Source organism: Maribellus comscasis, assembly GCF_009762775.1.
Taxonomy (GTDB): domain Bacteria; phylum Bacteroidota; class Bacteroidia; order Bacteroidales; family Prolixibacteraceae; genus Draconibacterium; species Draconibacterium comscasis.
The window spans coordinates 5268269-5294884 of sequence record NZ_CP046401.1 but is presented as its reverse complement, the minus strand read 5'-3'; the positions used below and the strand labels follow the sequence as shown (position 1 = coordinate 5294884).

The following is a 26616-nucleotide window of genomic DNA, read 5'->3' as shown; positions in this document are numbered from 1 at the left end:
TACAATAGGATTTTCAAAAAGCATATAAAAATGTGTGAATGATGTAACTCTAATTCAGAATTGTGTAATACTTTACGTACACAAAATAATGATCTTGTTCTTGTGAAAATTCATTCACAACTGTTCCGCCAGCTGCGGAAATTTAGAAAAACAGAATATGAAAATGCAAAATAAAAACAGCCCGGTAAAAGGTATTCTTTTAGTAGTTTTTGCGGCAATGATGATAATTCCATTCACATCGTGCGCGAAAAAGTACACTTTTTTAAGTTCAAGTGTTGTCCCTGCAGCAAATGGTTATGTTAAGTTGAAAAAGGATAATAACAAGAATTATATAATAAAAGTAGAGGTATCTGATTTAGCTGAAGTCGAAAAGGTTCAATCATCTCAAACTACTTATATAGTTTGGATGGAAACCGACGAAGGCAATGTTGAGAACCTCGGACAATTAAAAAGTTCAACCGGCTTTTTGTCAAAACGCCATACTGCATCCCTGGAAACGGTGTCCTCCTACAGGCCGGTAAAAGTATTTATTACAACCGAAAATGGAACGAATGTACAATATCCGGGAGAACAAATTGTACTGCGCACTGACACTTTTTAAAAAGTAATGCTACGTTTATAAGAGCCGGTTAAAATTGAATTTTAAATGATGCTTACTGAAATGAGTAATTTAATTATAGAGGAGCAGTTAATGTTTAACCATTAGACAAATGGTTAAACATTTCAAAAAGCAACTGAAAGGTTGTCTTTTATATTTGAGCGATAAATTATTTTTAATGATCAATTTCCGTTAGTGAGTGTTTGTGAGATGTAAATCTTTTTATAATATGATGCAATACACATTATCAATGGAAACCTGATTTTTGCTGATAGAATTTGTTTTCAATTTGAATTTAATGATATGCCTGCCTTAACCATTGCTATTGTCGTCCTGATTGTTGGTATTATCCTTTGGCAGATAAATAATTATGTTCCAGCGCAACGCAGTATTAAAAATATTCTTAATGCGATTGTGGTAGCTGTTCTTGTGTTTTGGTTATTATATGTATTTGGAGTATTTAATAGTTAGAGGAAAGTAATAATTCTAGTTTGAGTTTAGTCTGTTGGCTGGCATAGACTTTTCCTTTTAATTCAGTGAACTATGGTTTTATTCCCAAATCATTTAGCTGAATTAATCCCTTACATAATAGCCAATGGGTACTTTGTCCATAAAATTCAGAACACTCCAATCTATACATATCAAAATCCGATTGAGAGCCTTGTCTGCTTGCTATGAGAAGTTTCTTTAAAAACATACTATTAGCAATTTAACATGAAAAAACAAAAAAGACCTTTAAAAGAAACTTACAAACTGAACAAAACAAAAGAAATTCTACAAATAGAGAAAAATGAAGGAGCTGAAGTATCTCCTTCCGAACCCAATACTCATAAACTCATTCAAGAGCTTAAGGTGTATCAAATAGAATTGGAAATGCAAAACGAAGAATTAAAGCTGGCAAAAGAGAAGGAGGAAGTTGCCAAAAAGAAATATATTGAATTGTATGATTTTGCCCCGTCTGGTTATCTGACACTTTCAAACAAAGGTAAAATTATTGATTTGAATATTAGTACAGAAAATTTGTTGGGGAAAAACCGAACATCATTAATTAATAGCAGCTTTGGTTTTTTTGTTTCCTCCGACGCAAGAACCGTTTATAATAATTTTCTTCAAGACGTATTCTCAACAAATTTAAAGCAAGCCTGCGAGCTTAAACTTGCAGGAGGCGATGATTCAATGAGATATGTACTCGTCAATGGTATTACCAGCAATGTTGAGGAAAAATGCATGTTGACACTGGTTGACATCACAAAGCTTAAATTTACCGAGGACGAATTGATAAAAGCCAGGGAGAAAGCAGAAGAAGCCAACAGGCTAAAATCAGCTTTTCTTGCCAACATGAGCCACGAAATACGGACACCCATGAATGGCATTCTGGGGTTTTCAGAACTTTTAAAAACGCTAACCCTGACAGGCGAAAAGCAGCGGGAGTTTATTGATATCATTCAAAAAAGTGGCGTCCGTATGCTCAACATTATAAATGACATTATTAGTATCTCAAAAATAGATTCACAACAAATTGAAGTTCTGGTTTCAAATACAAATATAAACGAACAGGTAGAGTATATTTATCATTTTTTCAAGCTGGAAGCGGAGCAAAAAAAATTAGATATTTCATTCAAAAACGGGTTGAACTCCGACAATGAATTAATCCGGACAGACCGGGAAAAAATATACGCATTGCTCACCAACCTGGTTAAAAATGCCATTAAATTTACAAAAACCGGTTCCATTGAGTTCGGTTATGAAAAGAAAGGCGATTTCCTGGAATTTTATGTAAAAGATACCGGACCTGGTATTCGGGATGAATATAAAGAAATTATTTTTGAGCGGTTCAGACAGGGGAATGAATTGCTATCCCGCGAATACGAAGGCTCGGGATTAGGATTGGCAATTTCCAAAGCTTATGTTGAAATGCTTGGAGGTAAAATTTGGGTGAAAAGCAAACTTGGGCAAGGTTCAACATTCCGTTTTACTATTCCTTATCATAAATGCAATAAAAAAAAAGAGCTCATTCAAACTGTATCAGAGGAAAAAATACGACCGAACAAAAAATGGAAGATTCTGATAGTTGACGATGACGAACCATCACGAATACTATTAAATATGATGATCAAGCCTTTGGAAGGTAAAATATTTCAGGCCACTTCTGGTCATGAAGCCATTAAAGTTTGCCGGCACAATCCGGGTATCAACCTGGTACTAATGGATATCCGGATGAAAACAATGGATGGTTATGAAGCTACACGTCAAATCCGTAAATTTAACAAAGAGGTTGTAATTATTGCACAAACAGCTTTCGCGCTTCCTGACGATCGCGAAATGGCAATTCAGGCAGGTTGTAATAGTTATATTTCAAAACCGACAAACCGGATGGATTTGATGGATTTGATCCATCAATATTTAAGGTGATTTGGTAAATGTGTGAATGATGTAACTTATTCATAAAGTTTTGCAACAGTTACCGCGGTAAATTGAAATACCTTTGAATATGCATTAATTCAAATGCACAATTAATAATTGAAAAGATGAAAAAAATATTATTCACTCTAGCTGCTACTGCTTTTATTACCGGAACATTTTTAACCGGATGTCTTTCGTCGTCTGAAAAAACAAAAGATACTGAAAATAAAGTACAGGATGTAGAAGTGCCGATATTAAATACGAAAAGCGATTTAGACATAACACAACAAGATTCACTTACCGCACTTCAGCAATTCAAAGCCAAATATGATGAAAAAATAATCGACAACGAAAAAAGAACCGCAGAATTAAAAACAAGTTTTGCAGATGCAACCAAAGAAAATAAGGGCATTTACGAAAAGAAATTGGCCGAGTTGGAAAAAAGGAACAATGAACTAAAAATTAAACTGGCTGATTACAAAGAAGAAGGAACAGATCAGTGGCAGATTTTCAAGTCTGAGTTTAAAAAAGATATGGATGAATTGGGAAAAGCATTTTCCGATTTTACAGTGAGCAATACAAAATAAAATTGAATCCGATAAATGAATAAGCGAGATGGCTTTCATATCTTTTTTATATCATCACAAAAAACTCAAATTCTGTAAGATAAGGGCATCTACAAAAATCTGGAAAGTTCAAATAAAATTACCAAGTGGATTATGGCCGAAGAAGAATAATCCACGTGTCGAAATTACAAAATGGACTATTTGCCAGGTATTAAATTAAAAAAACAAACCATTGAAACAAATAATATTTAGAAAACACAAAGAAGACTAGCTACTTCAAAATGTGGATAATATACATCTTCTTCGAAATTGTGTAAGATACAAAAGGAGGATGATCATTGTAACATCAATTAAATCGATTAAAAAAATAATTATGAGTTCAGGAAAAATTTTATTGAGCGTACTGGCTGGCGCAGCTGCTGGTGCATTGGCGGGAATTTTGTTTGCCCCTGCAAAAGGTTCGAAAACCAGAAAAAAGATTTTAAAGAAAGGAAGAGATTACGCCGATACATTTAAGGAAAAAATTGATGATTTACTTGACACCGTTACCGGAAAATTTGAAAAAGTAAAGGAAGATGTTTCTGACTATGCAGAAAAAGTAAAAAATGAAGTTACTGACGATGCTGAAAAGAAAACGGGTAAATCCAAAGAAGCGGATAAAAACGCAAAAACAGCCTGAGTATAAAAATGTTTCAGATTAGCGAAATTACGATAAATGGAATAGGAATGAAAACATGAGCCTTGAAATCAAATTACTGCGACAAAACGAACAGGCAAGTTACAGGCTCATTGTGTTCATTGTATTTGCCAAGGATTTTTGAATAGATGAAACTTAAACGAACCTGGATGAAAGGGGAATTGAATTCAAAGATTCTTGTAAACAGGCCTGACAAACAGGTTGTGCTAACCATCATTCATAAGGATACTGAAATTGATTCTTTTCAATCAGATGATTCAGTTACTCTTTTCGTAGTTGGGGGAAAATTAAAGCTTCATACACGAAAAGAATCAATAATTCTTAAAGAAGGTCAGTTGCTTAAACTTCACAAAAAAGTTAATTACAGCTTTACAACTTGGAAAGAAACGGTGTTTTTGTTAACTATAGTTAATCGTTAAAAATTTAAATAATCTTATCTAAAAACAAGAGTATCATGCCCGAAGCTATGGAAGACATTGTGGATTCAATTGAATCGCTACTGGAAAGTGCTGCCGATTATGGTAAAACAAGCTACGAACTTGTAAAACTTAAGACGATTAATAAAACATCAGATGTGGTTTCTTCTTTAATACCACATGCTGTTGTTTTTTTAGTTTTGACGTCGTTCCTACTTTTTCTCAATTTGGGTGTGGCTTTTTGGTTGGGGGAAATCTTCGGGAATATGTTTTACGGTTTTTTTGTAGTTGCTTCATTTTATGGAATTATTGGACTTGTGCTGCATTTCTTTATGCACGATCGGATTAAAAAGAAGATTTCAGATTATATCGTTAAACAGGCACTTAAATAGAATATAATGGAAAATACATCTTCCACCGCCGAACTCCAGGTTGCTATCGAATTACTGGAAGCGGAGCAGGCCGTCAAGTTAAAATTAATGAAAAAACAATTTCATTTAGCCTATGAAAGTTTGAGGCCTGTCAATTTAATCGAAAATACTTTGAAAGAAATTTCGACTTCTCCTTACCTGGTTAATAACCTTTTAAACGCTACAGTTGGATTAGCCACCGGTCATCTTTTGAAAAGAGTTATTACAGGTGAGTCAAACAATAAACTTAGAAGATTTTTGGGAATTGTTATGCAATTTGGTATTACTAATATTACTGCAAAAATCCTAAAGCACAAAAGACATTAAGCCAATTTATTTCACACTAAATTTTTCATAAAGGAAAATAAATTATGCAAGTCGAGACCAATAATAGAAATAAAGCAGGTACATAAAATACATTGACAAAAATAATAATTACTAAAATCGTGCGAGATATCCCGAAAATCCCAGACAGGCTATCTTACACCTTATAAAATAAACATTTTTAATAAGATGAAAATTCCTGTAAGTGTAAAAGCTCCTATTATTTTTATTGGTTTGTTTGCCTTCTTTGCAGTTATGTATATCGGTAAAGGAATCATTATTCCCATTATTTTTGCAACCATAATTGCTATTGTTTTACATCCGGTTGTAAAACTGTTTATTAGGTTAAGGATAAACAGGGTTTTGTCTATTATTATTGCTTTATTCCTGGCCTTTCTGACTGTTGCAGCCTTAGGTACATTCTTGTTTTCGCAGGCAAGCCGGTTTTCTGAATCTCTGCCCGAGCTGGCGGATAAATTTACAGAGATTCTCAACCAAACGATTATCTATATTTCGGAACATTTTAATTTAAGCCACAGAGAAATTACAGCATGGATTACAAAAACTAAAAATGAACTCTCCGGTAGCTTGAAAATCGGGCAAACCATCTTCAATGTAGGCAGCGAGTTGGCATTATTGTTTTTAATACCTGTGTATGTGTTTATGATTCTGTTTTACAAACCTATTTTAATTGAATTTTTGCGCAGGTTATTCGGGAAAAGTAACCGAAATAAAGTGAATAAAATAATAAACCAGATAAAAACGCTGATTCAACGTTATCTGATTGGACTACTTTTACAAGTGGCCATAATTTCTGCTATTTACTCAATAGGCCTTTTGATACTTGGTATAGAATATGCAATAATTCTTGGCATAATAGGCGCCTTTCTCAACCTAATTCCATATCTGGGTTCAATCATCGCAGCATCATTGCCGATGATAATTGCTATCGTGACAAAATCATCGCCATGGTTTTCTTTGTTGGTTTTGGCACTCTATATAGTAACACAATTCATCGACAATAATTTCATCACTCCAAGAATTGTTGGCTCAAAAGTAAAACTTAATGCCCTGGCTTCTATTGTTGCTGTAATTGTGTTTGCCGCTTTGTGGGGTATTCAGGGAATGTTAATTGCCATTCCGCTCACAGCTATTGCTAAACTTATCTTCGACAACATTAAGCCATTAAAACCCTGGGGTTTGTTACTGGGCGATACCATGCCGGAACCACCGGAGACCAAGCCAGCTCTTAAAGAATAAAACGGAAGTGGAATATGGTTTGTCGCGGAATGGAATGATTAGCCGGGATATATGTGAATGATGTAACTCTAATCCGGAATACTGTAAAATTTCCCAGTATGAACTCTCCTACCTTTACAAAGTGAAAAAAATTGCACCTTTAAAAAAAGTGAAAATAAACACGGTTGCAGTTAAAAAGCAGGTTATCCGGCTAGGTGAAAAAACGCGTGAAGTCAATATATTCTTTTTAGGAATAGGCGAGTTCTTTTTGTTTGCTCGGCGAATGGCAAAAGAAACCTTTTCCTTGGATTTCGAATTTAGTGAATTCCTGCGCCAGTGTTTTCAAATCGGGTATAAAACGTTACCGCTTATCTCGGTAACAGGTCTCATAATGGGATTGGTATTAACCATTCAATCCCGGCCGGTTTTGGTTGATTTTGGGGCTGTATCCATGCTTCCCGGAATGGTAGCTTTATCTATAATCAGGGAAATGGGGCCGGTGATTACCGCACTAATTTGTGCTGGGAAAATCGGTTCAGGCATGGGGGCAGAGCTAGGCTCAATGAAAGTGTCGGAACAAATTGACGCCATGGAAGTATCTTCCACTCATCCGATACGTTTTTTGGTGGTTACCAGAGTTTTGGCTGCCACTCTGATGGTTCCGATTTTGGTTTTATATGCCGATGCACTCGGGATTTTGGGAAGCTGGGCCGGTGCAAACTTAAAAGAAAGCGTCACTTTTGTGTTGTTTTTTAGTCAGGCATTCAGGGTGGTTGAATTTATGGATTTTTTACCCGCCGTAATTAAAACGTTCTTTTTTGGCGCCGTTATCGGGCTTGTGGGTTGTTACAAAGGTTATTCTGCGGGGTACGGGACAGAAAGTGTGGGCAAGGCAGCTAATTCAGCAGTGGTGCTTGCTTCCCTGCTTGTGATAATTGTTGACCTGATTGCTGTTCAGATAACCGATATGCTTTTATAAAAAATAAAATATGTTTAAAAATGAAACGGTTATACCGGTAAGTACAAAAATACCTGATCTGGTTATTGAAATCAACAATCTCAGTAAAGGTTTTGCCGCTCTACAGGTATTAAAGAACTTGTCGTTAAAGGTTTTTGATGGTGAGAATCTTGTTGTGCTCGGGAAATCAGGCTCCGGAAAGTCGGTTCTTATTAAATGTATTGTCCGTTTGCTAAATCCAGACAAGGGAACAATTACAGTACTGGGTGAAAATGTAAACGAATTAAAAGACAAGGGATTAGCAACATTGAGGGAAAAAATTGGTTTCCTTTTTCAGAGTGGCGCTCTATACGATTCTATGACCATTAAACAAAATCTTGAATTTCCACTGCGCAGAATAAAAAAGAAACTTACGACAAAGGAAAGGGATGAAAAAATTGAAGAAGTTTTGGAGAATGTAGGATTGGCCGACACGTCACACAAGATGCCCTCTGAGCTTTCGGGAGGAATGCGTAAACGGGCAAGTCTTGCGCGTACCATTGTTGTCGATCCGATCATTATGCTGTATGATGAACCGACAACCGGACTCGATCCTGTGACTTCCGACGGAATAAGCGCGCTAATTAATGATATTCAAAAAAAATCCCAAACATCATCTATTATAATCACGCATGATATTGAATGTGCCCGCGCCACCGCTGACAGAATTATCATGTTAAAAGACGGTGAGATTTACACAGAAGGCAACATCAATGATTTTGAAAATTCAACTGATGAGGTAATCCAGTCTTTTTTCAAACAAAAAGCATAAAAAATGGAAAATTATACACCACAGTTTAAGGCACGTTTAGGAATCTTTATTGCAGGAGGAATTGTCTTTTTTGTAATTGCCATTTTCATTATTGGCAAACAACAGAATTTATTTAATCCTGTGTTTAAAATTACAACCAACTTTTATAATGTTAGCGGTCTACAAGCCGGAAACAATATCCGCTTCTCGGGCATCGATGTGGGTATTGTCGATAACATTCGAATAATTAACGATTCAACTGTGCAGGTTGAAATGCTAATCAGAAAAAATGTACAGCAATTTATAAAAGCTGATAGTTATGCAAGTATTGGTTCCGAAGGAATTATTGGCGATCGGATTATCATTATTAACCAGGGAAACAATAACTCACCAATGGCAGAAGACGGACATCATATTTTGTCAAAAGAACCGATTGAAACCGATGATATTATGAGAAATTTAAAAACCAGTGCAGAGAGTGCCGAAGTTATTACGTTGCAACTTGCTGAGATAATGACGAATATTAATAATGGACAAGGAATGCTTGGCCGATTAATACAGGATTCAACCATTGCCGAAAACGTTAATCAAATTGTTGAAAATTTCAAAAAGAGTTCTGAAGGGTTGGATAAAACCATTGAAGTTACAAAAGAAAATGTATTTGCTTTTATGGAGAGTTTGCAGAAAACGGCCGCAAAAACTGAAGTTGCCTCCAACCAGCTTGGCGAAATTATGACAAAAATAAACAGTGGCGAAGGAGCTATTGGAATGTTGCTCAAGGATACATCTATCGTTAATAACATTGATGAAACTATTATAAATCTTAAAGAAAGTAGTATAGGGCTGAACGAAAATATGGAAGCGCTCAAACATAATTTCTTATTTAGAAGATACTATAAACTCAAAGCCAAAAAAGAAGAACAATTGAGAGTTGAAAAAGAAATAAAAAATGCAGCTGAAAATGAATTAATTGAAAAAGAAAAAGAATAAACAGTTGGAAATGGAATATGAAAATGAAATTCAGAATTGTAATCATACTTTGTTTTATTGATAACAAATGATTTTGCATTTGTACATGGGAGACTACAGCTCAAAAAAGATACAATCTACTTTCATGAAAACAACATTGAAACTTACTCTGAACGAAACAGGTTCAACTAAATGTATGTTCCGATTGTTTTTTAAGCCGGTTTTAACAGCCTCTGCGCAAAAAATGCTAATGCAAAACCTTACAGCTCTAATGAAGTAAAATTTATCAAGAATATTAACATCGAAACGCTCGAACAATTCGGACATTCTATTGGCGACACATTACAGTTTCGCTCAACTTTATATCTAAAACCGGAGCAAGTTTCATGTTAAAATACATCCTTTTACCATAAACAAATGAAAACCTGGTGAAGAATACTTTTCGACAGTCTTTTTTCTTCTTTCCGAAATTGTGGGCAGAGGTGTTAATGTATTTAAACAGAACTCTATTAAAGCAGTCGATTTCAGCTTCCGTGATTTTGAAATTGGAAAATCAGCACCTATTTTATTCCGAATAAATTGGAAAAAGGTGGAGATGTGTGAATAATGTAAATATTTAATGGAATTATATAATCTCTTTTTTTACAAAATGAAAGACTTTCACAAAATGAATATTTATTATAAATTAGTTTATGAGACAATTAAAAATAACGAAACAAGTAACTAATCGCGATAACCTTTCTATAAATATCTATTTGCAGGAAATTGGTAAAATAGATATGTTGACCGCAAATGAAGAAGCAGAACTTGCCGGTCGGATTAGTGAAGGCGATCGAGATGCTTTTGAAAAAATGGTTAAAGCCAACCTACGGTTTGTTATTTCAGTTTCGAAACAATACCAGAACCAGGGATTGAGTTTATCTGATTTGATAAATGAAGGAAACCTAGGCTTGTTAAAAGCTGCCGAACGTTTTGACAGAAACAGAGGATTTAAATTCATTACTTATGCTGTTTGGTGGATTAGACAATCTATTTCACAGGCGATAGCTGAGAATTCAAGAACAGTGAGGCTCCCACTAAATAAAATAGGGTTAAAAAATAAAATCTCTAAAGCATATAATCAGTTAAGCCATGAGTTTCTTCGCGAACCAACCATCGACGAACTGTCTGGCATATTGAATCTGCAATCTGAAATAGTTGAAGATGTATTGAATATATTTAATGTTCAAATATCACTGGATGCCCCTATTGGCACCGAAGATCAAATAAATTTGTATGATTTGATTTTAAATGAAAATTCTCCCAGTCCAGATATACATTTAAATGAAAATTCATTTCGTAAAGAAATTGAACGTTCACTCACAGTGCTTAGTAGTAGAGATTCAGCAATAGTGCGTAGTTATTATGGATTCGATAGCCCTGAACCTCTTTCTTTAAGCGAAATAGCATTTAATTATGGACTATCATCGGAAAGGGTGCGTCAAATAAAAGATAGTGCAATCAAAAAGCTTAGAGCTAAAAACATACTAAAAGAATATATCTGTGTTTAATAGTTAACCCAAGTTGATATGTTCTTATTCATTTTACAGTAATTAAATTAAAATGTGTGAATGATGTAATTCTTTCCAGAAGTTATGTAATACTTCCAACTTTGAATATCCTCAACTTTAACACATTAAATATTCACTAAAAAGAAAAAAAATGAAAAAACCAATCCATACACTTACTTTCTTTGCCTTGATCATTGGGTTATTATTTACGTCATGCGTATCAAATAAAAAATTTATCGCTTCAGAAGCCAGGGTGGATAAACTACAAAAAGAAAATGCAAACATGGCCAGTAAACTTAACGAACGTAATTTACAATTAATGAAATTAAAGGATGAAGAAGCAAGCATGCAAAAAGAAAAAGTTGTAGCTCAAGAAGAATATGCATCAGTTCAAAATGATCTGATGCTACTTTCCTCAGAATCAAACATGACAATAAGAGAACAAGCTATTCGATTAAAAAATCTTCAGGATATTATCGATTCTCAGGCGGAAATAACCAATAAGTTAAAAAATTCTATAGGAAATGCACTAAAGAATTATAAAGCGGATGAGCTTACTGTTTACATGAAGGATGGAAACGTTCATGTATCGCTGGCAGAAAAACTGCTCTTTAAATCGGGCAGCGACGTTGTCGATTCAAAAGGAAAAGCAGCGCTTAAATCGCTTGCCACTATCTTAAACAGTTCAGAAGATTTCACCGTATCGATTGAGGGTCATACCGATGATGTTCCAATTAAAACAAAAATGTTTGAAGACAATTGGGATCTTAGTACGGCAAGGGCAACATCTATCGTTCGAATTCTAACCATTGATAATGGTTTCGATGCAAGCCGCATAACTGCTTCAGGGAAAAGTCAGTTTCATCCTGTAAGCTCAAATATTACTGCTGAAGGAAGAGCCGGAAATCGAAGGACGGAAGTTATCCTTTCGCCTGATTTACAGGAAATATATAAGCTTTTATATCAATAGTGACTTTTACCGATCAAAAGTTACAAAACCGTACTCAGTGAAGAGTGCGTTTTTTTTTATTATAAACAATTTCATTAAATCTTTTGGGAGCTTTAAAAAGAAAGTTAACTAATGCTTCCTATGGGGTTGTCCTTAAAATACTCATAAACTAACAATCCGGTTGTACAAATTTCAGAAAGACCTGACTGTATTTCTGGAAACGAATCATATTTCTGAATGACCTCATAATACAATAGAAATGTGTGAATAATGTAAATTATTGAAAGAATTGTGTAACTCAAGTTAAGCAGAATAAACAAAATTTGAATAGTTAAAACTATTCTGTATGGGACAATTGAAAAATACCTATCAAAATAATTCACAAAATCAAATCTCGTTGGAAGTTTATTTGCAATTTATTAGTGAAATAAAACAGATAGATGCTGAAAAGGAAAATGAACTTATACAGCGTATTGGTGAAAACGATACGGATGCATTAAAAGAGCTGGTTGAAGCAAATCTTGGACTTGTTGTATCAATTGCAAAGCAATACCAAGAATTGGGTTTAAGTTTACGTGATTTAATACTTGAAGGAAATCTGGGACTGATATCAGCGGCCAACCGGTTGGTTAGTTCACAAGAATTCAATTTTAAGACCTTTGCTTCCAAGTGGATTGATCAATCAATATTCCAGGCAATTACAGAATATTTTTGGATATCAAGATTGTCGTTTAATCAAAACGTATATAAAAACAGAATTGATAAAGTACTTCACCAGCTTAGCCGTAATTTTGCGAACCAATTGTCGATGAATTGCTCGAAGTATCGAAGTAATTCTTTCGCCTGGTTTACAGGAAATATATAAGCTTTTATATCAATAAAATTTTATTGACAGAAAGGCTTCCACACCGTGCCCTGCAAAGAGTACGGTGTTTATTTTTTTAACAACAGACTGCCTTTGTAAATACATAAAAACCGTATTGCTTCTTTTGGGAAACGAATCATTCTCCTGAATTGTACTCATAAAACAATCGGAATGTGTGAATAATGTAACTTTTATAAAGAATTGTGTAACGACTTAAAAAGGTAAATGCAATAATTTTATATTGGGTTACTGGCATCTATTGGAAATATGATAAACCCGAATAGCACAGCATACTAAAATGCAATCTGAATGATTCTAAAAATTAAAAATATGGAAAGTCGCCGGTGTAAAATACTGGTGAAGCAAGAAATGGATAAACTGGGTCTTCAGAACATTACAGTGGAACTGGGTGAAATTGAATTTGAAGGGGATATTTCCGGCGAGAAATTACAATTGTTCGATTCAGCCCTCAAAAAATTGGGGTTAAAAATTTTGGTGGATAAAAGAAGTCAACTTGTTGCAAAAATTAAGGATGCGGTTTATCAATTAGTTTATCTCACTGGCGATCACATAAAACCAGATTATTCCAATTTTATCAGCGAAAAAGTAAATATTAGTTACAACTCTCTTAGCACTATCTTCTCAGCAAAGGAAAATATTACCATTGAAAAGTATATTATTGCCCAACGAATTGAACGTGTAAAAGAACTGCTCATTTATTCAGATATAAACCTTAGCGACATTGCTTTCAAAATGCATTTCAGTAGTGTAGCTCATTTATCCACTCAGTTTAAAAAAGTTACCGGTTTAACCCCTTCCTTCTTCAGGAACAACAGAAATGACAGGAATAACGAACTTAAAATGTAAAATTAGTCTACAGCATTTTGTTGGGCATCAGCCTTCATTTTTTCATTTGCTGTAATCATAAATTCGACCCTGCTATTTTGTGTCTGACCTTTTGATGTATCGTTTGAGTATTTTGGTACATTTTCGCCAAATCCCTTAATTGTTAAACGGTTATAAGCAATACCCTTAACATACAGGTACCCGGAAATGGTGGCGGCCCGTTGTTCTGATAAGTTCTGATTGTAAATCTCACTTCCTTTGCTATCGGTATGCCCCTGAACTTCAATATTGGTATCAGGATAACTATCCAATACAACAACCAGTTTGTCCAGGATAATTTTTCACCGTCTGACAAGTTCGATTTGTCTAACGCAAACAACACGTTGTTGTTGAATTCCACTGCAATGCCTTCGCCTACACGTTCAACTTTTACATCGGGCACTGTTTGGTTAATTTCCTCTGCCTGTTTATCCATCTGCCGGCCAATTACAGCGCCGGAGGCTCCGCCAACGGCCGCTTCTGTTATTGACTTCAACGCATTACTGTCCGAAGCACGGCTAATTACCGGACCTGCAGAGTCGCTGGCAACAGTTCCTTCTAAAGTCCCTTTTGTTGTTTTATCCCACATGGCACAGCCGGTAAAGATAAAAACTGCGCTTAAAACTACAGATAAAACTATTTTTCTCTCTTTCATATTATTAACTGTTTAATTGTTTAAATCAGAATCTCTCTAAAGACTAAAAAATAAAACTACATCGCTTCGTTTTCATGAAATAAAAACGAAATACTACATAACTTTCAACTAAAATTATATTACCCACTCAGTCCCTGGATATTTTCAGTTCTTCGGAACCAGAACATTTGAATAAATAACCTGTTGTTGGTTAGATGAAAAAATAAATTTTTGATTCAATAAGAAGTGATTGGATAAAACCGACATCGATTCGCATTTAACTTTTATGTTCCCTGCTCATCTTCCGGTTGCAGTAATTACTGTTTTAATAGTTTTAAAAACTATGAGAAAATCATTCGTTAATGACCAGTTATCAATGTATTCCAAATCCAATCTCATCCATTGTTCAAATGAAATATTATTTCTTCGTGAAACCTGCCAGGTACAGGTAATTCCTGGCTTCATACTTAATCGCCTTTTTTGCCACTGTTCATATTTTTCTACTTCCGTGGGTATTGGAGGCCGTGGTCCAACTACTGACATCTCTCCCCTTAATATGTTTACAAACTGAGGTAATTCATCAAGTGAAGTCTTTCTCAGAAACCTTCCTATACGCGTAACCCGGGGATCATTTGCGATTTTGAAAACAGGGCCATCCTGTTCATTTTGCCCCAACAATGAGGCTTGAAGCGCTTCCGAACCGACAGCCATTGTACGAAATTTAAAACATAAAAAGCGGCGACCATTCAAACCAATCCGCTCCTGCTTGAAAAAGACCGGGCCACTACCCTCAAGCTGGATGGCGAAGGCAATCATTAAAAAGATTGGAAAACCCAATATAATTACTGTAAAGCTAAACAGGAAGTCAAAGGCGATTTTCATTTTTAATCCTAAATAGTTGTCGGGTGTATTCTTGTAGGTTACTAATGGCAATTGGTCAATTAAGCGAAAAGAAAGTAATTTACTTTGAATTCCGTTTTCACTCTGAGCCGTTTCATTAAAATGATGAAAAGAAATACCAACTTCTGCACAATTAGAGATATAGTTGCGTATTTCATGCTGATTATTTTTTGCTTTGCAATAAATTAATTCATCGATGGTTTCTTCACGAAACAATTCATCCAGTTTTTTGCTTTCAGAAATAATTTTGAATCTGTTTTTGTACTTTTCTTCTGTATCCTTGCAATTGGTCATAATGCCATGGATATTGTAACGTCAATCTTTTGCGCGGATAATTTTTTCAATATATTCAGATGAACCCTCATCAGCAACTATCAATAACCGTCGAACATTGTAATCACGCTTTTTTGTAAAAAAGCGCATCACCGTGAAAAATGATTTCTTATAGGTGATTAAAACGAATAAATTAAATGTGCCAAATATGACCAGGTTCTTTACTCCCAATGCAGAATAGCCAAAAAAGATGTTAAAAATATATAAGGACAATACGCCAGTTAAAACAGGTTTCATATAAGCCACAATTAAGGGGAAATAACTAATTGACTGATCTATCTTGCCTGATTTAAATAAACTTAGCAGAAACAACCATACGACTGCTATTACTACCAAAGAATTTCTTAATTCATTAACCGATTCTATGTGCGCTTTTGATGAAGATATCTCAAACCACCAAACAAAACTAAAACAAGCGATGCTTAGCATCACCTGAAAAATTATACTTAGCTTTTCAAGCGTGTATTCACGTTTTTTAAACATGATTTGGGAATATTTTTTTTGTGGGAACATTGCGACTGTTTAATATCGCAACGTTTGAACTATAAATAATATCAAGATGGCTTCTGAGCTTCATAATATCCACTTCTGGAATAGCTTCCCGTAAATCCTTCACGCTTATTTTCTTCAATTTTTTTTCAAAATCTGCCATTTTATCCCAGGTTAGAAATGTTTGTTTTCTTAACTATTTGTGGAATAAAGGTAGGCTTCCTTGACCGATGAAATGTTACACAACCTTCAAATTAAGTTACATCATTCACACATTCGAATAACATTTTCTTTAGTTTGAAAACTTAAAACCAAGCGAAATAAATACAGAAACAAAGCATCTGCACTCCAACATCTCTGCAGAAAAGTGTGAATTGTGTAAATTTTTCACGGAGTTGTGTAACAAAATTACTGTCCTGACATTCTATTTTAGTACCCGAATAATTCATTAAAAAAAGATGCAGAAAAGACTTTCGTCGAAGGAAATGGGTCTATATTTTATTTTAGCTGTTATTGTAATACTAGTGTTTCTATTAATAGGTGGAAGAAGGTGGTTGGCCGGTTCAGTTCACAGACAAGATAATAGTGAAAACAGTCAGACGGAAATGGAATCAAATCAAGAATAGTCTGGTCATCATTAATTGAACAAAATTAACAGTCAAATTACATTATTTTCAAAATGGTCTTAATCCTATTTCTCACTTTTTCCGGAACAGTAAGCGTTGAATTGCCCTCACTTTTTTGAAGAGTTAGTTTGGCAAGCGGTTTTGCTGTCAGTTTCAGACTAATTCATAACTTAGTAAATTATAAGAAAGTTAAAATTTGAAAACAGAAAAAACAGAACCAGTTGTTTCATCCCTTAAGAAAAATCAGGAGAAGTTTCCAATAATTGGAATTGGTGCATCGGCCGGAGGATTGGAAGCGCTGGAACAACTATTTGGAGAGGTACCTGAAAACAGTGGTATGGCATATGTGGTCATTCAGCATTTGGATCCTACACATAAAGGCATGCTTCCTGAACTGCTTCAACGGGTCTCCAAAAATAAAGTTTTCCAGGTGGAAGATAAAATGAAAGTGAAACCCAACTGTGTATATGTTATTCCACCCAATAAAAGCATGTCGATTTTAAAAGGATTACTGTATCTGTTTGAACCTATTGAAGCAAGGGGAATGCGCCTTCCCATCGATTTTTTTCTGCGTTCACTGGCCGATGATCAGAGGGATAGCGCAGTTGGTATTATTCTCTCAGGAATGGGTTCCGACGGCAGTATTGGAATTGGCGCAATTAAAGAAAAAAACGGAATTGCCATTGTGCAGGAACCAGAAACGGCAAAATTCGACAGTATGCCGCGTAATGCTATTAATTCAGGATTGATTGATGTTGTTGCTCCGCCGAATGAAATTCATTCAAAATTAATTGAATTTCTTGACCACGTACCGGTGGTTAAAACAGACCGGATTATTGGGAAAGACAGCAAAAGTGCACTGGAGAAAATTATCATTATACTGCGTACACACACCGGAAACGACTTTTCGTTGTATAAAAAGAATACGGTTTACCGCCGTATCGAAAGACGAATGGGCGTACATAAAATTGATCAAATAAACTCATACGTTCACTTTCTGCAGGAAAACCCGGATGAGGTGCATATTCTTTTTAAGGAACTGATGATTGGCGTTACGAATTTTTTTCGCGACACCCTTGTTTGGGAAAAGTTAAAGGAAAAGGTTATTCCGGCAAAAGTTGGCAAGCACCAACCCGCCTCAACAATAAGAGTATGGATACCCGGATGTTCTACCGGTGAAGAAGCTTATTCACTAGCCATTGTATTTAAGGAAGTGGCAGAAAAAATAAACCCTTACGGAGGATTCTCTTTACAGGTTTTTGCCACTGATCTCGATAACGATGCTATTGAAACAGCCAGAAAAGGAATATTCCCGGTAAATATAGAAGCAGATGTATCGCCAAAACGATTAAGCCGTTTTTTTACCAAAACAGATGATGGTTATCGTATAAATAATGAAATCAGGGAAACCATAGTATTTGCACAGCACAACATTATTATGCACCCGCCTTTTACCAACATTGATATTATTTCGTGCCGGAACCTGCTGATATATTTGGATCCCGAATTGCAAAAAAAATTGCTTGGGTTGTTTTTTTACAGTCTAAATGCTGAAGGGATTTTGCTGCTGGGTAACTCAGAAACACTGGGGACTCAAAGTCATCTGTTTACACCCGAATATTCCAGCCTGAAAATTTACAAACGTGGTAATTCGAACCTGAACCCCGAATTGTTCGATTTTCCTTCTTCCTTTTCGCGGTCAAAACTTACTGTTAACGAAAATAAAATACCCGATAAACCCATTATGAATATTCAAACGCATGTTGATCAATTGTTACTCAATCAATTTTCACCTGCCGGAGTTTTGGTAAATGAAAATGGCGACATTTTATACATCAGCGGACGCACGGGAAAATATCTGGAACCTGCCGTAGGAAAAGCAAACCTCAATATTTTTGCCATGCTACGTCCCGGATTTCAAAACGATTTTGCCATTGCCTTCCGCAGGGTAGTCATGAAAAAGGAAACGGTGATTTTGCACAATGTCAAAATTGGCACAAACGGAAGCACCATCGCATTAAACGTTACTATTCAGTGGGTGAATAAGCCAGAGGCTTTATTTGGGAAGGTATTGATAATTTTTACTGATGTTGCCAAAACTTCTGAAAATAAAACACTTTCGAAAAGCGGAAAACAGGCCGCCGGCAGCACCAGGGAAAAAGAACTGGAAGAAGAATTACAGCGTACCCGTGAGGAAGTACAGAATATTTTGGAAGAAATGCAAACTTCGCAGGAAGAGTTGAAATCAACTAACGAGGAATTGCAATCAACCAACGAAGAATTGCAGTCAACCAATGAGGAACTGACCACCTCGAAAGAGGAAATGCAAAGCCTGAATGAGGAACTTCAAACCGTTAATGCCGAATTACAGTCGAAAGTTGATGATTACTCGCGGGTTAACAACGACATGAAAAATTTACTTAACAGCACCGATATTGCCACCTTATTTCTTGATAAAGAATTAAATATCAGGCGATTTACCGACCAGGCAACAAAAATCTTTAAACTTATTAAAAGCGACATCGGACGACCCTTTACCGACCAGGTTTCCCAACTCATTTACCCGGATTTGGCTGAAGATGCAATTGAAGTTTTGAGGACGCTTATCTTTATTGAGAAACAAATTCCGACAAAAGACGGCAAGTGGTTTTCAACGCGCATCATGCCTTATCGCACGTTCGACGACAGGATAGACGGACTGGTCATCACATTTATTAATATCTCTGATTTGAAACAGGCGGAAGAAAAATTAAACGAAACCAGTCAGTTCCATCGCCTGCTACTCGATTCATCTCCTGATGTAATTATTAAATTATCAACCGATTGGAAAATACTGGAGTTTAATTCAGTTGCAGAAGAAGTTTTTGGGATAAAGCACGATGATGTTATCAATAAAAATTATTTGAAATTGTTTGTTCCTGAACCTGAACGGCGTAAAACAGAACAATTAATGAACCAACTGCTGAAACAGGCAGGTGAAAATAAAATAGAAATGAAGACAATCATAGCAGGTACTGCTGAAACGGAAATCGAATGGACGGCTAATGTCCTTTCCAATAATCAGAAATTGCCATTGGAAGTAATAATTATCAAAAAAAAATTAAGTCATGATTAGCGATGAAATGGATTTTATGAATGCCAAAGTACTGCGCAAAAAAGCGGAAGAAGTACTCAAAGAAAAACAACAGAAGGGGAGTATTCCTGAAGAAACCGATACAAAACGACTCCTTCATGAATTGCAGGTACACCAGATAGAACTGGAAATGCAGAATGAGGAGCTGCGTCTGGCGTACATCACCGCAGAAACGGCACTTAAAAAATATACCATGTTATTCGATTTATCTCCCATGGGCTATTTTACCCTCGATTCAGATGGAGCCATTTGCGAGTTGAACTTTATGGGTGCTGAAATGCTCGGGGAGCGACATTTTAGTTTAATAGACAGCAACTTTAAACTTTTTATTTCAGAAGATTCAAAGCCTGTATTTAATAATTTTTTCAAAAAAATTTACACCAGTAACGCAAAAGAATTCTGCGAAGTAATATTGGGTTATGATAAAAAAACGTTGTGTTCTGTATATATGGAAGGGGTGGTTACGGAAGATGATCAAAAATGCCTTTTATCGGTGGTGGATATTTCAAAGTTCAGTTTGCAAAATAAATCGTAAAACTAATTGGGATGTTAAAAGATGAATTTTATGAGGCATTTTTGTTTAACTAAATACCATAACTGAACCTTTTCATTCTTCCCGTCCTTTTCCTATAGTTTCTGTTGATGTTTGTGACTGTTCTTAATGGAATATCATAATTTCATTTTCTGATTCACCATCTGGAGAATGTGTGAATGATGTAACTCTTATCCTAAATTGTGTAATATAACTTGCAGGGATTTCCCGTAAATTTATGTACAATCTCGGAATCTATTATAGGGTTTCAAAACATCAAAGTCATGAAATATTCAATATATATTATTGCAGGTTTACTTTTAATTTTATGGGGTGTCATGGTTTATGGTTTTAAGTCCCCTCCACGAATTGTTCATTTACTTATTCCGTTATCCGGAATTATTATCCTGCTTCGTATTTTGTTTAATAAAAAAATTATAAAAACATCAAAAAATTAAAATATAATTATGGATACAAAATTTGATATGAACGGATGGCGAATTATAAAAGATAAACTCAGAAACAAATATCCAGATTTAACTGATGTTGATTTGGATTGGGGAAGAGTATCAAGAGAAGATTTGATACAGAATATTTCTATCAAATTGGGTAAAACAAAAAAGGAATTGATGGATGAAATTGACTCATTGGAGTATTCTTCCTGAAGGCAAATAAACAAGCTAAAATATTAAAATGAAACGAGCCATCACAATAAGCTTTTTGAAAAAGAGGAGCTTAATTATGGCGAGTTCCTTGCGTTACCTATAAAAAACAATAAATAAAAAACACATGAATTATTTGTATTTGATCATTCCGATAGTAATTTTTTTACTATTGGGAATTAGAATTGTAAGGCCAACGCACAGGGGGCTTATTGAGCGACTTGGGAAATATAAGAAACTTGCGGATCCAGGATTTCACTGGATTATTCCGGTTGTTGATCGCCTTTTTATGGTAAACATCACGGAACAAATGGTGGATGCCGAACCTCAGGAAATTATCACCAACGATAATTTGAATGCAAGCGTTGACGCTCAGGTATATTTCAGGGTAAAATCGGATGAGGAAAGTATAAAAGGTTCAACCTACGATGTTGATAATTATCAGTGGCAGATAGTTAACCTTGCCCGTACAACACTCCGTAACATTATAGGTACACTTACCTTAAAATCGGCTAACAGCGAACGAGGGAAAATAAACACCGAACTGCATGAAACCCTGCATAAAGAAACCAAAAGCTGGGGAATAGAAATTATACGCACTGAATTAAAACAGATTGATCCGCCTTCTGATGTACAGGAAACCATGAACAAAGTGGTAAAAGCTGAAAATGAAAAAATTGCAGCTATTGATTCTGCCACTGCCGCTGAAACTGTTGCTGACGGTGTAAAACGTGCCAAAATTAAAGAAGCCGAAGGTTATAAACAGTCGAAGATTTTACATGCAGAGGGAGAAGCGGAAGCTATAAAACTCGTAAATGAAGCTGCCGATAAGTATTTTATTGGAAATGCACAGCTATTGCGAAAGCTGGAAGCACTGGAAGCATCACTGGAGAACAATGCAAAAATTGTTATTCCAACCGGTGCAGAATTGGTAAACATTATAGGCGAAATGGCCGGTATTGTACCCCTGGAAAGGAGACAAAAAGAGAAATGATTACAAGGAAAAATTTTTTGAAACGATTTTTTGGGGGTATTGAGGGAAGAGAAAGGGCAAAATATCAACATGAAAAAATGAAAAAAATATTGATTACGCTGGATTATGATCCAAGTGCCCAAAAAGTAGCGGAAACAGGCTTTTCATTTGCAAAAACGATGAAGGCCGAAATAACATTATTACATGTGTTAGCAGATCCACAGGATTATAAGGTCGCTGAACATATTACTGTTATGGGTTTTGCAGGTCATTTGGATACTAGTGAGGTGATGCAGGAAGATACCTTTAATTCTAAAAAATTATCCATGCAATTTCTTGATAAGTCAAAACTATATCTTGGAGATAATCGCATTCAAACGCTCCTTGAAGAAGGTGATTGCGCAGAAGCTATTTTAAAGGCTGCATATAAAATTAATGCGGATGTTATTGTAATGGGATCGCACAGCAGGAAATGGTTTGAAAATACAACCATGGGAAGCATTACTAAAAAAGTTTTACAAAATACGACTATTCCGGTTTTGATTATCCCAACAAAAAAGCAAAGTAAATCCTGATTTCAACAGCATTAATGGCAGATTTATTTCATTAAAATAAAGTGATAAAAAGCTAGAGAGAAATAAAATAGTAATGAAAACAATAAAAATAGAATATCATGAAATCAGTAAAACGGTTAGGAATATGGATGGATCATTCAACTGCCAATATATTTGAGTTATTATATGATACAGTAATATCAAAAACGCTGAAATCAATTCCGTCATTCCCAGACCAGGTTCAAAATCTAAGAATGGATGAAAGCCTGATGCACAACAAAGAGCAAAATGAACAATCTGCTTTTTACAAAAAATTGAGTTATGTAATTAATGATTACAGCGATGTGCTGCTTTTTGGACCTACTGATGCCAAAACCGAATTATTCAATGTGTTAAAAAGTAACCGCCAATTTGAAAAAATAAGAATTTCTGTTCAACCAGCAGATAATATGACCAATAATCAACAAAAAGCCTTTGTAAAAGACTTCTTTAACGCTCACGGGAAAATGGCTAATAAGTAACGTTTGATGAATGAAATAAAACAGAAAAACGTTGTCGTAATTGTCGCCCACCCTGATGATGAAACTTTGTGGGCGGGAGGAACAATATTAAGTCAACTGTCGTGGAACTGTTTTATTATTTCGCTTTGCCGGGGAAACGATAAAGAGCGTGCCCCTAAATTTTACGAAGCATTAAAAACGTTTAGAGCGGAAGGTGCTATGGGTACGCTGGATGACAGTCCTGAACAAATTCCCCTTGATATTAAAGTAGTGGAGCAAGTCATTCTTGATCTGCTACCGGCTAAAAATTATCATTTAATTATTACCCATAATCCATCAGGGGAATATACGCGACATATTAGACACGAAGAAGTAAGTAAAGCCGTAATAAAACTTTGGTACAACAAGAAAATATCCACCGACGAACTTTGGACTTTTGCCTATGAAGATGGTAAAAGGAAGTATTATCCCCAACCAGAGAAAGATGCTGCAATATACCGCACACTCACCGGGCGAATTTGGAAGAGAAAATACAGCATGATTACAGAAACGTACGGATTTGATGAAAATAGCTGGGAGGCAAAAACAACACCAAGGGATGAAGCTTTCCGTCAATTTACAAATTCGCTTACGGCTGTAAAATGGCTTAACAACGGAGGAGTTTACTTATGAAAGTATTGGTTTTATACGATTACCCTCCCTCGCCGGGGGGACTTGCTACCCAGGGAGATTTGCTTTACAAAGGACTTGTAGAAATGGGCATTGACGCCCACCCTGTGCATTTCGAATCGGCTCAGGAAAAGGAATGGTATTACCGCTGGTTTGAGCCCGACATTGTTGTTGGCGTTGGATACTGGGGGCACACACCGCAGTTGGTTCTTCACCCGCAGCGTTACGGTGTGCAGCCTGTTCCATGGCTGGTTGCCGATGGTTATATTGCCAATTACCAGGAAGTTTTAAATGCGCTACCATTAATCCTTGTAACGTCTAACTGGGTGAAAGAGATGTATGTCCGCGATGGTATCGATGGCAGTAAAATTGAAGTTTTGCCTGTGGGCTGCAATACTGATGCATTTATTCCTTTTCAAAAGGATGATCCAAAAATTTTGGCCGTTCGTGAAGCTTTGGGTGTTTCACCTGACCAGTTAATGATTCTTACCGTTGGTGGCGACGCCGCATCGAAAGGCGCACAAGAGGTAATGCAGGCGCTGGCCATTATCGATACCAAAGCGCCCGACTGGAAATATGTGTGTAAAGTATGGCCACAGCCACGAACTAAAACTCAAAATATGTTGGATCTGGAAATGGCAGCACATCTTGGTATCGAAAAAAATGTGACGTATGCGACGAATAAAATCTCCCGGAATTTTATGCCTTACCTGATTGGAGCATGCGATATTTATGCAGCTCCTTCCCGGTTGGAAGGATTTGGAATGCCGCAGGTAGAAGCAGGTGCATGTGGAAAACCTGTAGTTAGCATTAAAGCTATGGGAATGCTGGATACACTCATTCACGGAGAAACAGCTCTTCTGGCAAAAGTAGCTCGTAAAATTGCGGTGAGTGAAGTTTTACTTGGCGAAGAATCAGGATTTGAAGATCAGCATAAAGTAATTTTTAAAGTGCCACGCACGGTCGATTACCGGGCAAATGTGCAGGATATAGCAAAGTACTTATTGCAGCTTATGAAAGATGCTGAATTGCGCGAGAAAATGGGCAAAGCGGGCAGGGAAAGAGTTGTAGAGAATTTCGATTATCGTGTGGTTGCAAAGCGTTTTGTACAGATCATCAACGATAAGTTGGGAATATATTAAAGAAAATGCAAGTATTAATTAAAAAAGACCAAACTGAAGTAGGCAAATGGGTAGCTGATTATATTATCAAAAAGATTATAGATTTTAATCCTACCAATAATAGGCCTTTTGTTCTTGGCTTGCCAACAGGGTCATCACCTTTACCCACGTACAATGAACTTATTCGGCGACATAAGTTAGGTGATATCTCATTTCAGAATATCATCACTTTTAATATGGACGAATATGTTGGAATTCCTGAAAGTCATACCCAAAGTTACCATTTCTTCATGTACGTTAATTTCTTTAACCATATTGATATCCCTAAACAAAACGTGCATATCTTAAATGGTAATGCGCTCAATCTGGATCAGGAATGTCTGGAATATGAAAAGAATATTTTTAATGCCGGAGGTATTGATTTGTTTCTTTGTGGCATTGGCAATGATGGACATATTGCATTGAATGAGCCCGGTTCTTCGCTAACCTCACGCACACGAGTTAAATCACTTTGCTATGATACCATTCATTTTAATTCAAGGTTTTTTGATAATGATTTGTCAAAAGTACCCACAAAAGCGCTTACAGTTGGAGTCGGCACGATTATGGATGCCCGGGAAGTTCTGATTGTAATTACTGGTTACAACAAAGCACGAGCGTTAAAAGAAGTAGTTGAAAGTGGAGTAAGCCATTTGTGGCCAGCTTCTATTCTACAAATGCATCAAAATGGAATTATTGTTTGTGATGAATCGGCAACGATGGAATTACAGGTTAAAACAGTTAAATATTTCAAAGAGATTGAAATTATTGCAAAGGATGAAACAGTGCATTAATAAACACCATGCATACCGATATTTGGCAAGAGATAGTGGAAACAAAGAAAGCAGCACTGGAAGTGCTTCTTCACAATGCTCACGAGCCGTTTCACTATTTACCCCGGACAGCAGGTTGGGAATTTCCACTAAATGGTGGTAGCTAAAAGGTTTGTATCGATTATCAACAATAAATTGGGAATACATTGATATGACCCATATTATAAATATAAAAACAAATAAATCATGAAAAGAACAGAAAATAAAGTTGTCATCGTTACAGGTGGCGCGTTAGGAATTGGTCGCGAAACGTGTCTTTTATTAGCAAAAGAAGGTGCAAAAGTAGCCGTAACTGATGTACTGAATAAAGAAGGTCAAAACTTAGTTGAAGAAATAAATAAGTCAGGCGGAGTAGCAAAATTCTGGCATCTTGATGTATCAGACGAAAAAGAGGTTGAAAAAGTTTATGCTGACGTTGTCAAAGAATTTGGGAAATTGGATGCGACAGTTAATAATGCAGGAATTGCAGGCGCCGACAAGCCAACCCATGAATTAACCGAAAAAGAATGGGATGCAGTTATGAATGTAAACGTAAAAGGAGTTTTCTTCTGCACAAAACATGCCATTCCTTATCTGCAAAAATCGGGAAAAGGAAGTATTATAAACCTTTCCTCCATTTATGGGCTGATTGGAGCAGGAGATATTCCTCCTTATCACGCTTCAAAAGGTGCCGTCAGGTTAATGACGAAAAATGATGCACTTATTTACGCAAAAGACAATATAAGAGTGAACTCTGTACATCCGGGATTTATCTGGACGCCACTGGTTGAAGCGCTGGGTAAAAAAAATCCGGAATTCCGAAAACAGTTGGATAGCCTGCACCCGATAGGACATGTTGGTGAATCAATAGATATTGCGTATGGAATACTTTACCTGGTATCCGACGAATCAAAATTTGTTACCGGAAGTGAATTAGTTATTGATGGTGGTTATACCTGTAAATAAATGGAGTGGAAAGTGAAAATCATTTTGTAGAAAGAAGCGGATGGCTGAGAGCCT

Annotated in this window: 33 protein-coding genes; 29 read left to right on the top strand and 4 right to left on the bottom strand. The window is 36.0% G+C overall.

Annotated features, from left to right (window positions below):
• Window positions 1-157 precede the first annotated feature (157 nt).
• The 16 genes from GM418_RS21450 to GM418_RS21380 all read left to right on the top strand — a co-directional run bounded on the left by GM418_RS21450 (window position 158) and on the right by GM418_RS21380 (window position 13601).
• Window positions 158-601 (top strand): hypothetical protein, encoded by a 444-nt coding sequence (locus GM418_RS21450; RefSeq protein WP_158869274.1) that lies wholly within the window; start codon window positions 158-160, stop codon window positions 599-601.
• Window positions 602-901: 300 nt separating this feature from the next.
• Window positions 902-1069, top strand: a complete 168-nt coding sequence (locus tag GM418_RS32110) for a Thivi_2564 family membrane protein (protein WP_238769470.1) — start codon at window positions 902-904, stop codon at window positions 1067-1069.
• A 243-nt stretch (window positions 1070-1312) separates the two neighbouring features.
• Complete coding sequence (locus tag GM418_RS21445; protein WP_158869273.1) at window positions 1313-3010, top strand: PAS domain-containing hybrid sensor histidine kinase/response regulator; 1698 nt, start codon at window positions 1313-1315, stop codon at window positions 3008-3010.
• A gap of 116 nt (window positions 3011-3126) precedes the next feature.
• Window positions 3127-3588, top strand: coding sequence for a sll1863 family stress response protein (locus GM418_RS21440; RefSeq protein WP_158869272.1), 462 nt, complete (start codon window positions 3127-3129; stop codon window positions 3586-3588).
• 352 nt (window positions 3589-3940) lie between these two features.
• Window positions 3941-4246, top strand: coding sequence for a YtxH domain-containing protein (locus GM418_RS21435; protein ID WP_158869271.1), 306 nt, complete (start codon window positions 3941-3943; stop codon window positions 4244-4246).
• Between the two features lie 167 nt (window positions 4247-4413).
• Complete coding sequence (locus GM418_RS21430) at window positions 4414-4683, top strand: cupin domain-containing protein (protein WP_217447553.1); 270 nt, start codon at window positions 4414-4416, stop codon at window positions 4681-4683.
• Window positions 4684-4718: 35 nt separating this feature from the next.
• Window positions 4719-5072, top strand: coding sequence for a hypothetical protein (locus GM418_RS21425; RefSeq protein WP_158869269.1), 354 nt, complete (start codon window positions 4719-4721; stop codon window positions 5070-5072).
• Window positions 5073-5078: 6 nt separating this feature from the next.
• The gene (locus tag GM418_RS21420; protein WP_158869268.1) at window positions 5079-5417 is read left to right on the top strand and encodes a hypothetical protein; all 339 of its coding nucleotides are present in this window, start codon (window positions 5079-5081) and stop codon (window positions 5415-5417) included.
• A 186-nt stretch (window positions 5418-5603) separates the two neighbouring features.
• The gene (locus tag GM418_RS21415) at window positions 5604-6674 is read left to right on the top strand and encodes an AI-2E family transporter (RefSeq protein ID WP_158869267.1); all 1071 of its coding nucleotides are present in this window, start codon (window positions 5604-5606) and stop codon (window positions 6672-6674) included.
• Between the two features lie 121 nt (window positions 6675-6795).
• Entirely contained in the window at window positions 6796-7632 is an 837-nt protein-coding gene (locus GM418_RS21410) for an MlaE family ABC transporter permease (protein ID WP_238769468.1), read from the top strand.
• 10 nt (window positions 7633-7642) lie between these two features.
• Window positions 7643-8422, top strand: coding sequence for an ABC transporter ATP-binding protein (locus tag GM418_RS21405; RefSeq protein WP_158869266.1), 780 nt, complete (start codon window positions 7643-7645; stop codon window positions 8420-8422).
• 3 nt (window positions 8423-8425) lie between these two features.
• Window positions 8426-9391 (top strand): MlaD family protein, encoded by a 966-nt coding sequence (locus GM418_RS21400; RefSeq protein WP_158869265.1) that lies wholly within the window; start codon window positions 8426-8428, stop codon window positions 9389-9391.
• 671 nt (window positions 9392-10062) lie between these two features.
• A complete protein-coding gene (locus GM418_RS21395; RefSeq protein ID WP_158869264.1) occupies window positions 10063-10920 on the top strand; it encodes a sigma-70 family RNA polymerase sigma factor in 858 nt (285 codons plus the stop codon).
• A gap of 151 nt (window positions 10921-11071) precedes the next feature.
• Window positions 11072-11890, top strand: a complete 819-nt coding sequence (locus GM418_RS21390) for an OmpA/MotB family protein (protein WP_158869263.1) — start codon at window positions 11072-11074, stop codon at window positions 11888-11890.
• 325 nt (window positions 11891-12215) lie between these two features.
• Window positions 12216-12734 (top strand): sigma factor, encoded by a 519-nt coding sequence (locus GM418_RS21385; RefSeq protein WP_158869262.1) that lies wholly within the window; start codon window positions 12216-12218, stop codon window positions 12732-12734.
• 309 nt (window positions 12735-13043) lie between these two features.
• Window positions 13044-13601 carry a helix-turn-helix domain-containing protein gene (locus GM418_RS21380; RefSeq protein WP_158869261.1) on the top strand — a complete coding sequence of 186 codons (558 nt, stop codon included), beginning with the start codon at window positions 13044-13046 and terminating at the stop codon, window positions 13599-13601.
• A 2-nt stretch (window positions 13602-13603) separates the two neighbouring features.
• Here the strand turns inward: GM418_RS21380 and GM418_RS32105 are convergent, their stop codons facing one another.
• Window positions 13604-13891, bottom strand: a complete 288-nt coding sequence (locus tag GM418_RS32105) for an OmpA family protein (protein ID WP_158869260.1) — start codon at window positions 13889-13891, stop codon at window positions 13604-13606.
• A 93-nt stretch (window positions 13892-13984) separates the two neighbouring features.
• Here GM418_RS32105 and GM418_RS32100 point away from each other — a divergent pair, with 93 nt between their 5' ends.
• The gene (locus GM418_RS32100) at window positions 13985-14290 is read left to right on the top strand and encodes a hypothetical protein (protein ID WP_158869259.1); all 306 of its coding nucleotides are present in this window, start codon (window positions 13985-13987) and stop codon (window positions 14288-14290) included.
• A gap of 260 nt (window positions 14291-14550) precedes the next feature.
• Here the strand turns inward: GM418_RS32100 and GM418_RS21365 are convergent, their stop codons facing one another.
• The 3 genes from GM418_RS21365 to GM418_RS21355 are packed head-to-tail and all read right to left on the bottom strand — an operon-like array spanning window position 14551 to window position 16138.
• Window positions 14551-15459, bottom strand: a complete 909-nt coding sequence (locus tag GM418_RS21365) for a sugar transferase (protein WP_281350300.1) — start codon at window positions 15457-15459, stop codon at window positions 14551-14553.
• Window positions 15460-15468: 9 nt separating this feature from the next.
• On the bottom strand, window positions 15469-15969 hold the full coding sequence (locus GM418_RS21360; RefSeq protein ID WP_158869257.1) for a hypothetical protein: 501 nt from the start codon (window positions 15967-15969) through the stop codon (window positions 15469-15471).
• On the bottom strand, window positions 15962-16138 hold the full coding sequence (locus GM418_RS21355) for a hypothetical protein (protein ID WP_158869256.1): 177 nt from the start codon (window positions 16136-16138) through the stop codon (window positions 15962-15964). Before GM418_RS21355 ends, GM418_RS21360 begins: the two co-directional genes overlap by 8 nt.
• A gap of 659 nt (window positions 16139-16797) precedes the next feature.
• On the opposite strand from GM418_RS21355, the gene GM418_RS21350 reads away from it, so the two are divergent.
• From GM418_RS21350 to GM418_RS21295, 12 genes are all read left to right on the top strand, one after another.
• On the top strand, window positions 16798-19716 hold the full coding sequence (locus GM418_RS21350; protein WP_158869255.1) for a chemotaxis protein CheB: 2919 nt from the start codon (window positions 16798-16800) through the stop codon (window positions 19714-19716).
• The gene (locus GM418_RS21345; protein ID WP_158869254.1) at window positions 19709-20269 is read left to right on the top strand and encodes a PAS domain-containing protein; all 561 of its coding nucleotides are present in this window, start codon (window positions 19709-19711) and stop codon (window positions 20267-20269) included. The genes GM418_RS21350 and GM418_RS21345 overlap by 8 nt, the downstream gene beginning before the upstream one ends.
• A 281-nt stretch (window positions 20270-20550) precedes the next feature.
• The gene (locus GM418_RS21340) at window positions 20551-20724 is read left to right on the top strand and encodes a hypothetical protein (RefSeq protein WP_158869253.1); all 174 of its coding nucleotides are present in this window, start codon (window positions 20551-20553) and stop codon (window positions 20722-20724) included.
• 9 nt (window positions 20725-20733) lie between these two features.
• Window positions 20734-20931 (top strand): general stress protein CsbD, encoded by a 198-nt coding sequence (locus tag GM418_RS21335; RefSeq protein WP_158869252.1) that lies wholly within the window; start codon window positions 20734-20736, stop codon window positions 20929-20931.
• A 124-nt stretch (window positions 20932-21055) separates the two neighbouring features.
• A complete protein-coding gene (locus GM418_RS21330; protein ID WP_158869251.1) occupies window positions 21056-21922 on the top strand; it encodes an SPFH domain-containing protein in 867 nt (288 codons plus the stop codon).
• Window positions 21919-22476 (top strand): universal stress protein, encoded by a 558-nt coding sequence (locus tag GM418_RS21325; RefSeq protein WP_158869250.1) that lies wholly within the window; start codon window positions 21919-21921, stop codon window positions 22474-22476. The genes GM418_RS21330 and GM418_RS21325 overlap by 4 nt, the downstream gene beginning before the upstream one ends.
• Before the next feature lie 98 nt (window positions 22477-22574).
• A complete protein-coding gene (locus tag GM418_RS21320) occupies window positions 22575-22976 on the top strand; it encodes a hypothetical protein (protein WP_158869249.1) in 402 nt (133 codons plus the stop codon).
• A 6-nt stretch (window positions 22977-22982) separates the two neighbouring features.
• Entirely contained in the window at window positions 22983-23627 is a 645-nt protein-coding gene (locus GM418_RS21315; RefSeq protein ID WP_158869248.1) for a PIG-L deacetylase family protein, read from the top strand.
• Complete coding sequence (locus GM418_RS21310; protein WP_158869247.1) at window positions 23624-24766, top strand: glycosyltransferase family 4 protein; 1143 nt, start codon at window positions 23624-23626, stop codon at window positions 24764-24766. The genes GM418_RS21315 and GM418_RS21310 overlap by 4 nt, the downstream gene beginning before the upstream one ends.
• Window positions 24767-24771: 5 nt before the next feature.
• A complete protein-coding gene (gene nagB / locus GM418_RS21305) occupies window positions 24772-25578 on the top strand; it encodes a glucosamine-6-phosphate deaminase (RefSeq protein WP_158869246.1) in 807 nt (268 codons plus the stop codon).
• 8 nt (window positions 25579-25586) lie between these two features.
• The gene (locus GM418_RS21300; RefSeq protein WP_158869245.1) at window positions 25587-25724 is read left to right on the top strand and encodes a hypothetical protein; all 138 of its coding nucleotides are present in this window, start codon (window positions 25587-25589) and stop codon (window positions 25722-25724) included.
• A gap of 79 nt (window positions 25725-25803) precedes the next feature.
• Window positions 25804-26562 (top strand): SDR family NAD(P)-dependent oxidoreductase, encoded by a 759-nt coding sequence (locus tag GM418_RS21295; RefSeq protein ID WP_158869244.1) that lies wholly within the window; start codon window positions 25804-25806, stop codon window positions 26560-26562.
• The last annotated feature ends 54 nt before the right edge of the window (window positions 26563-26616 follow it).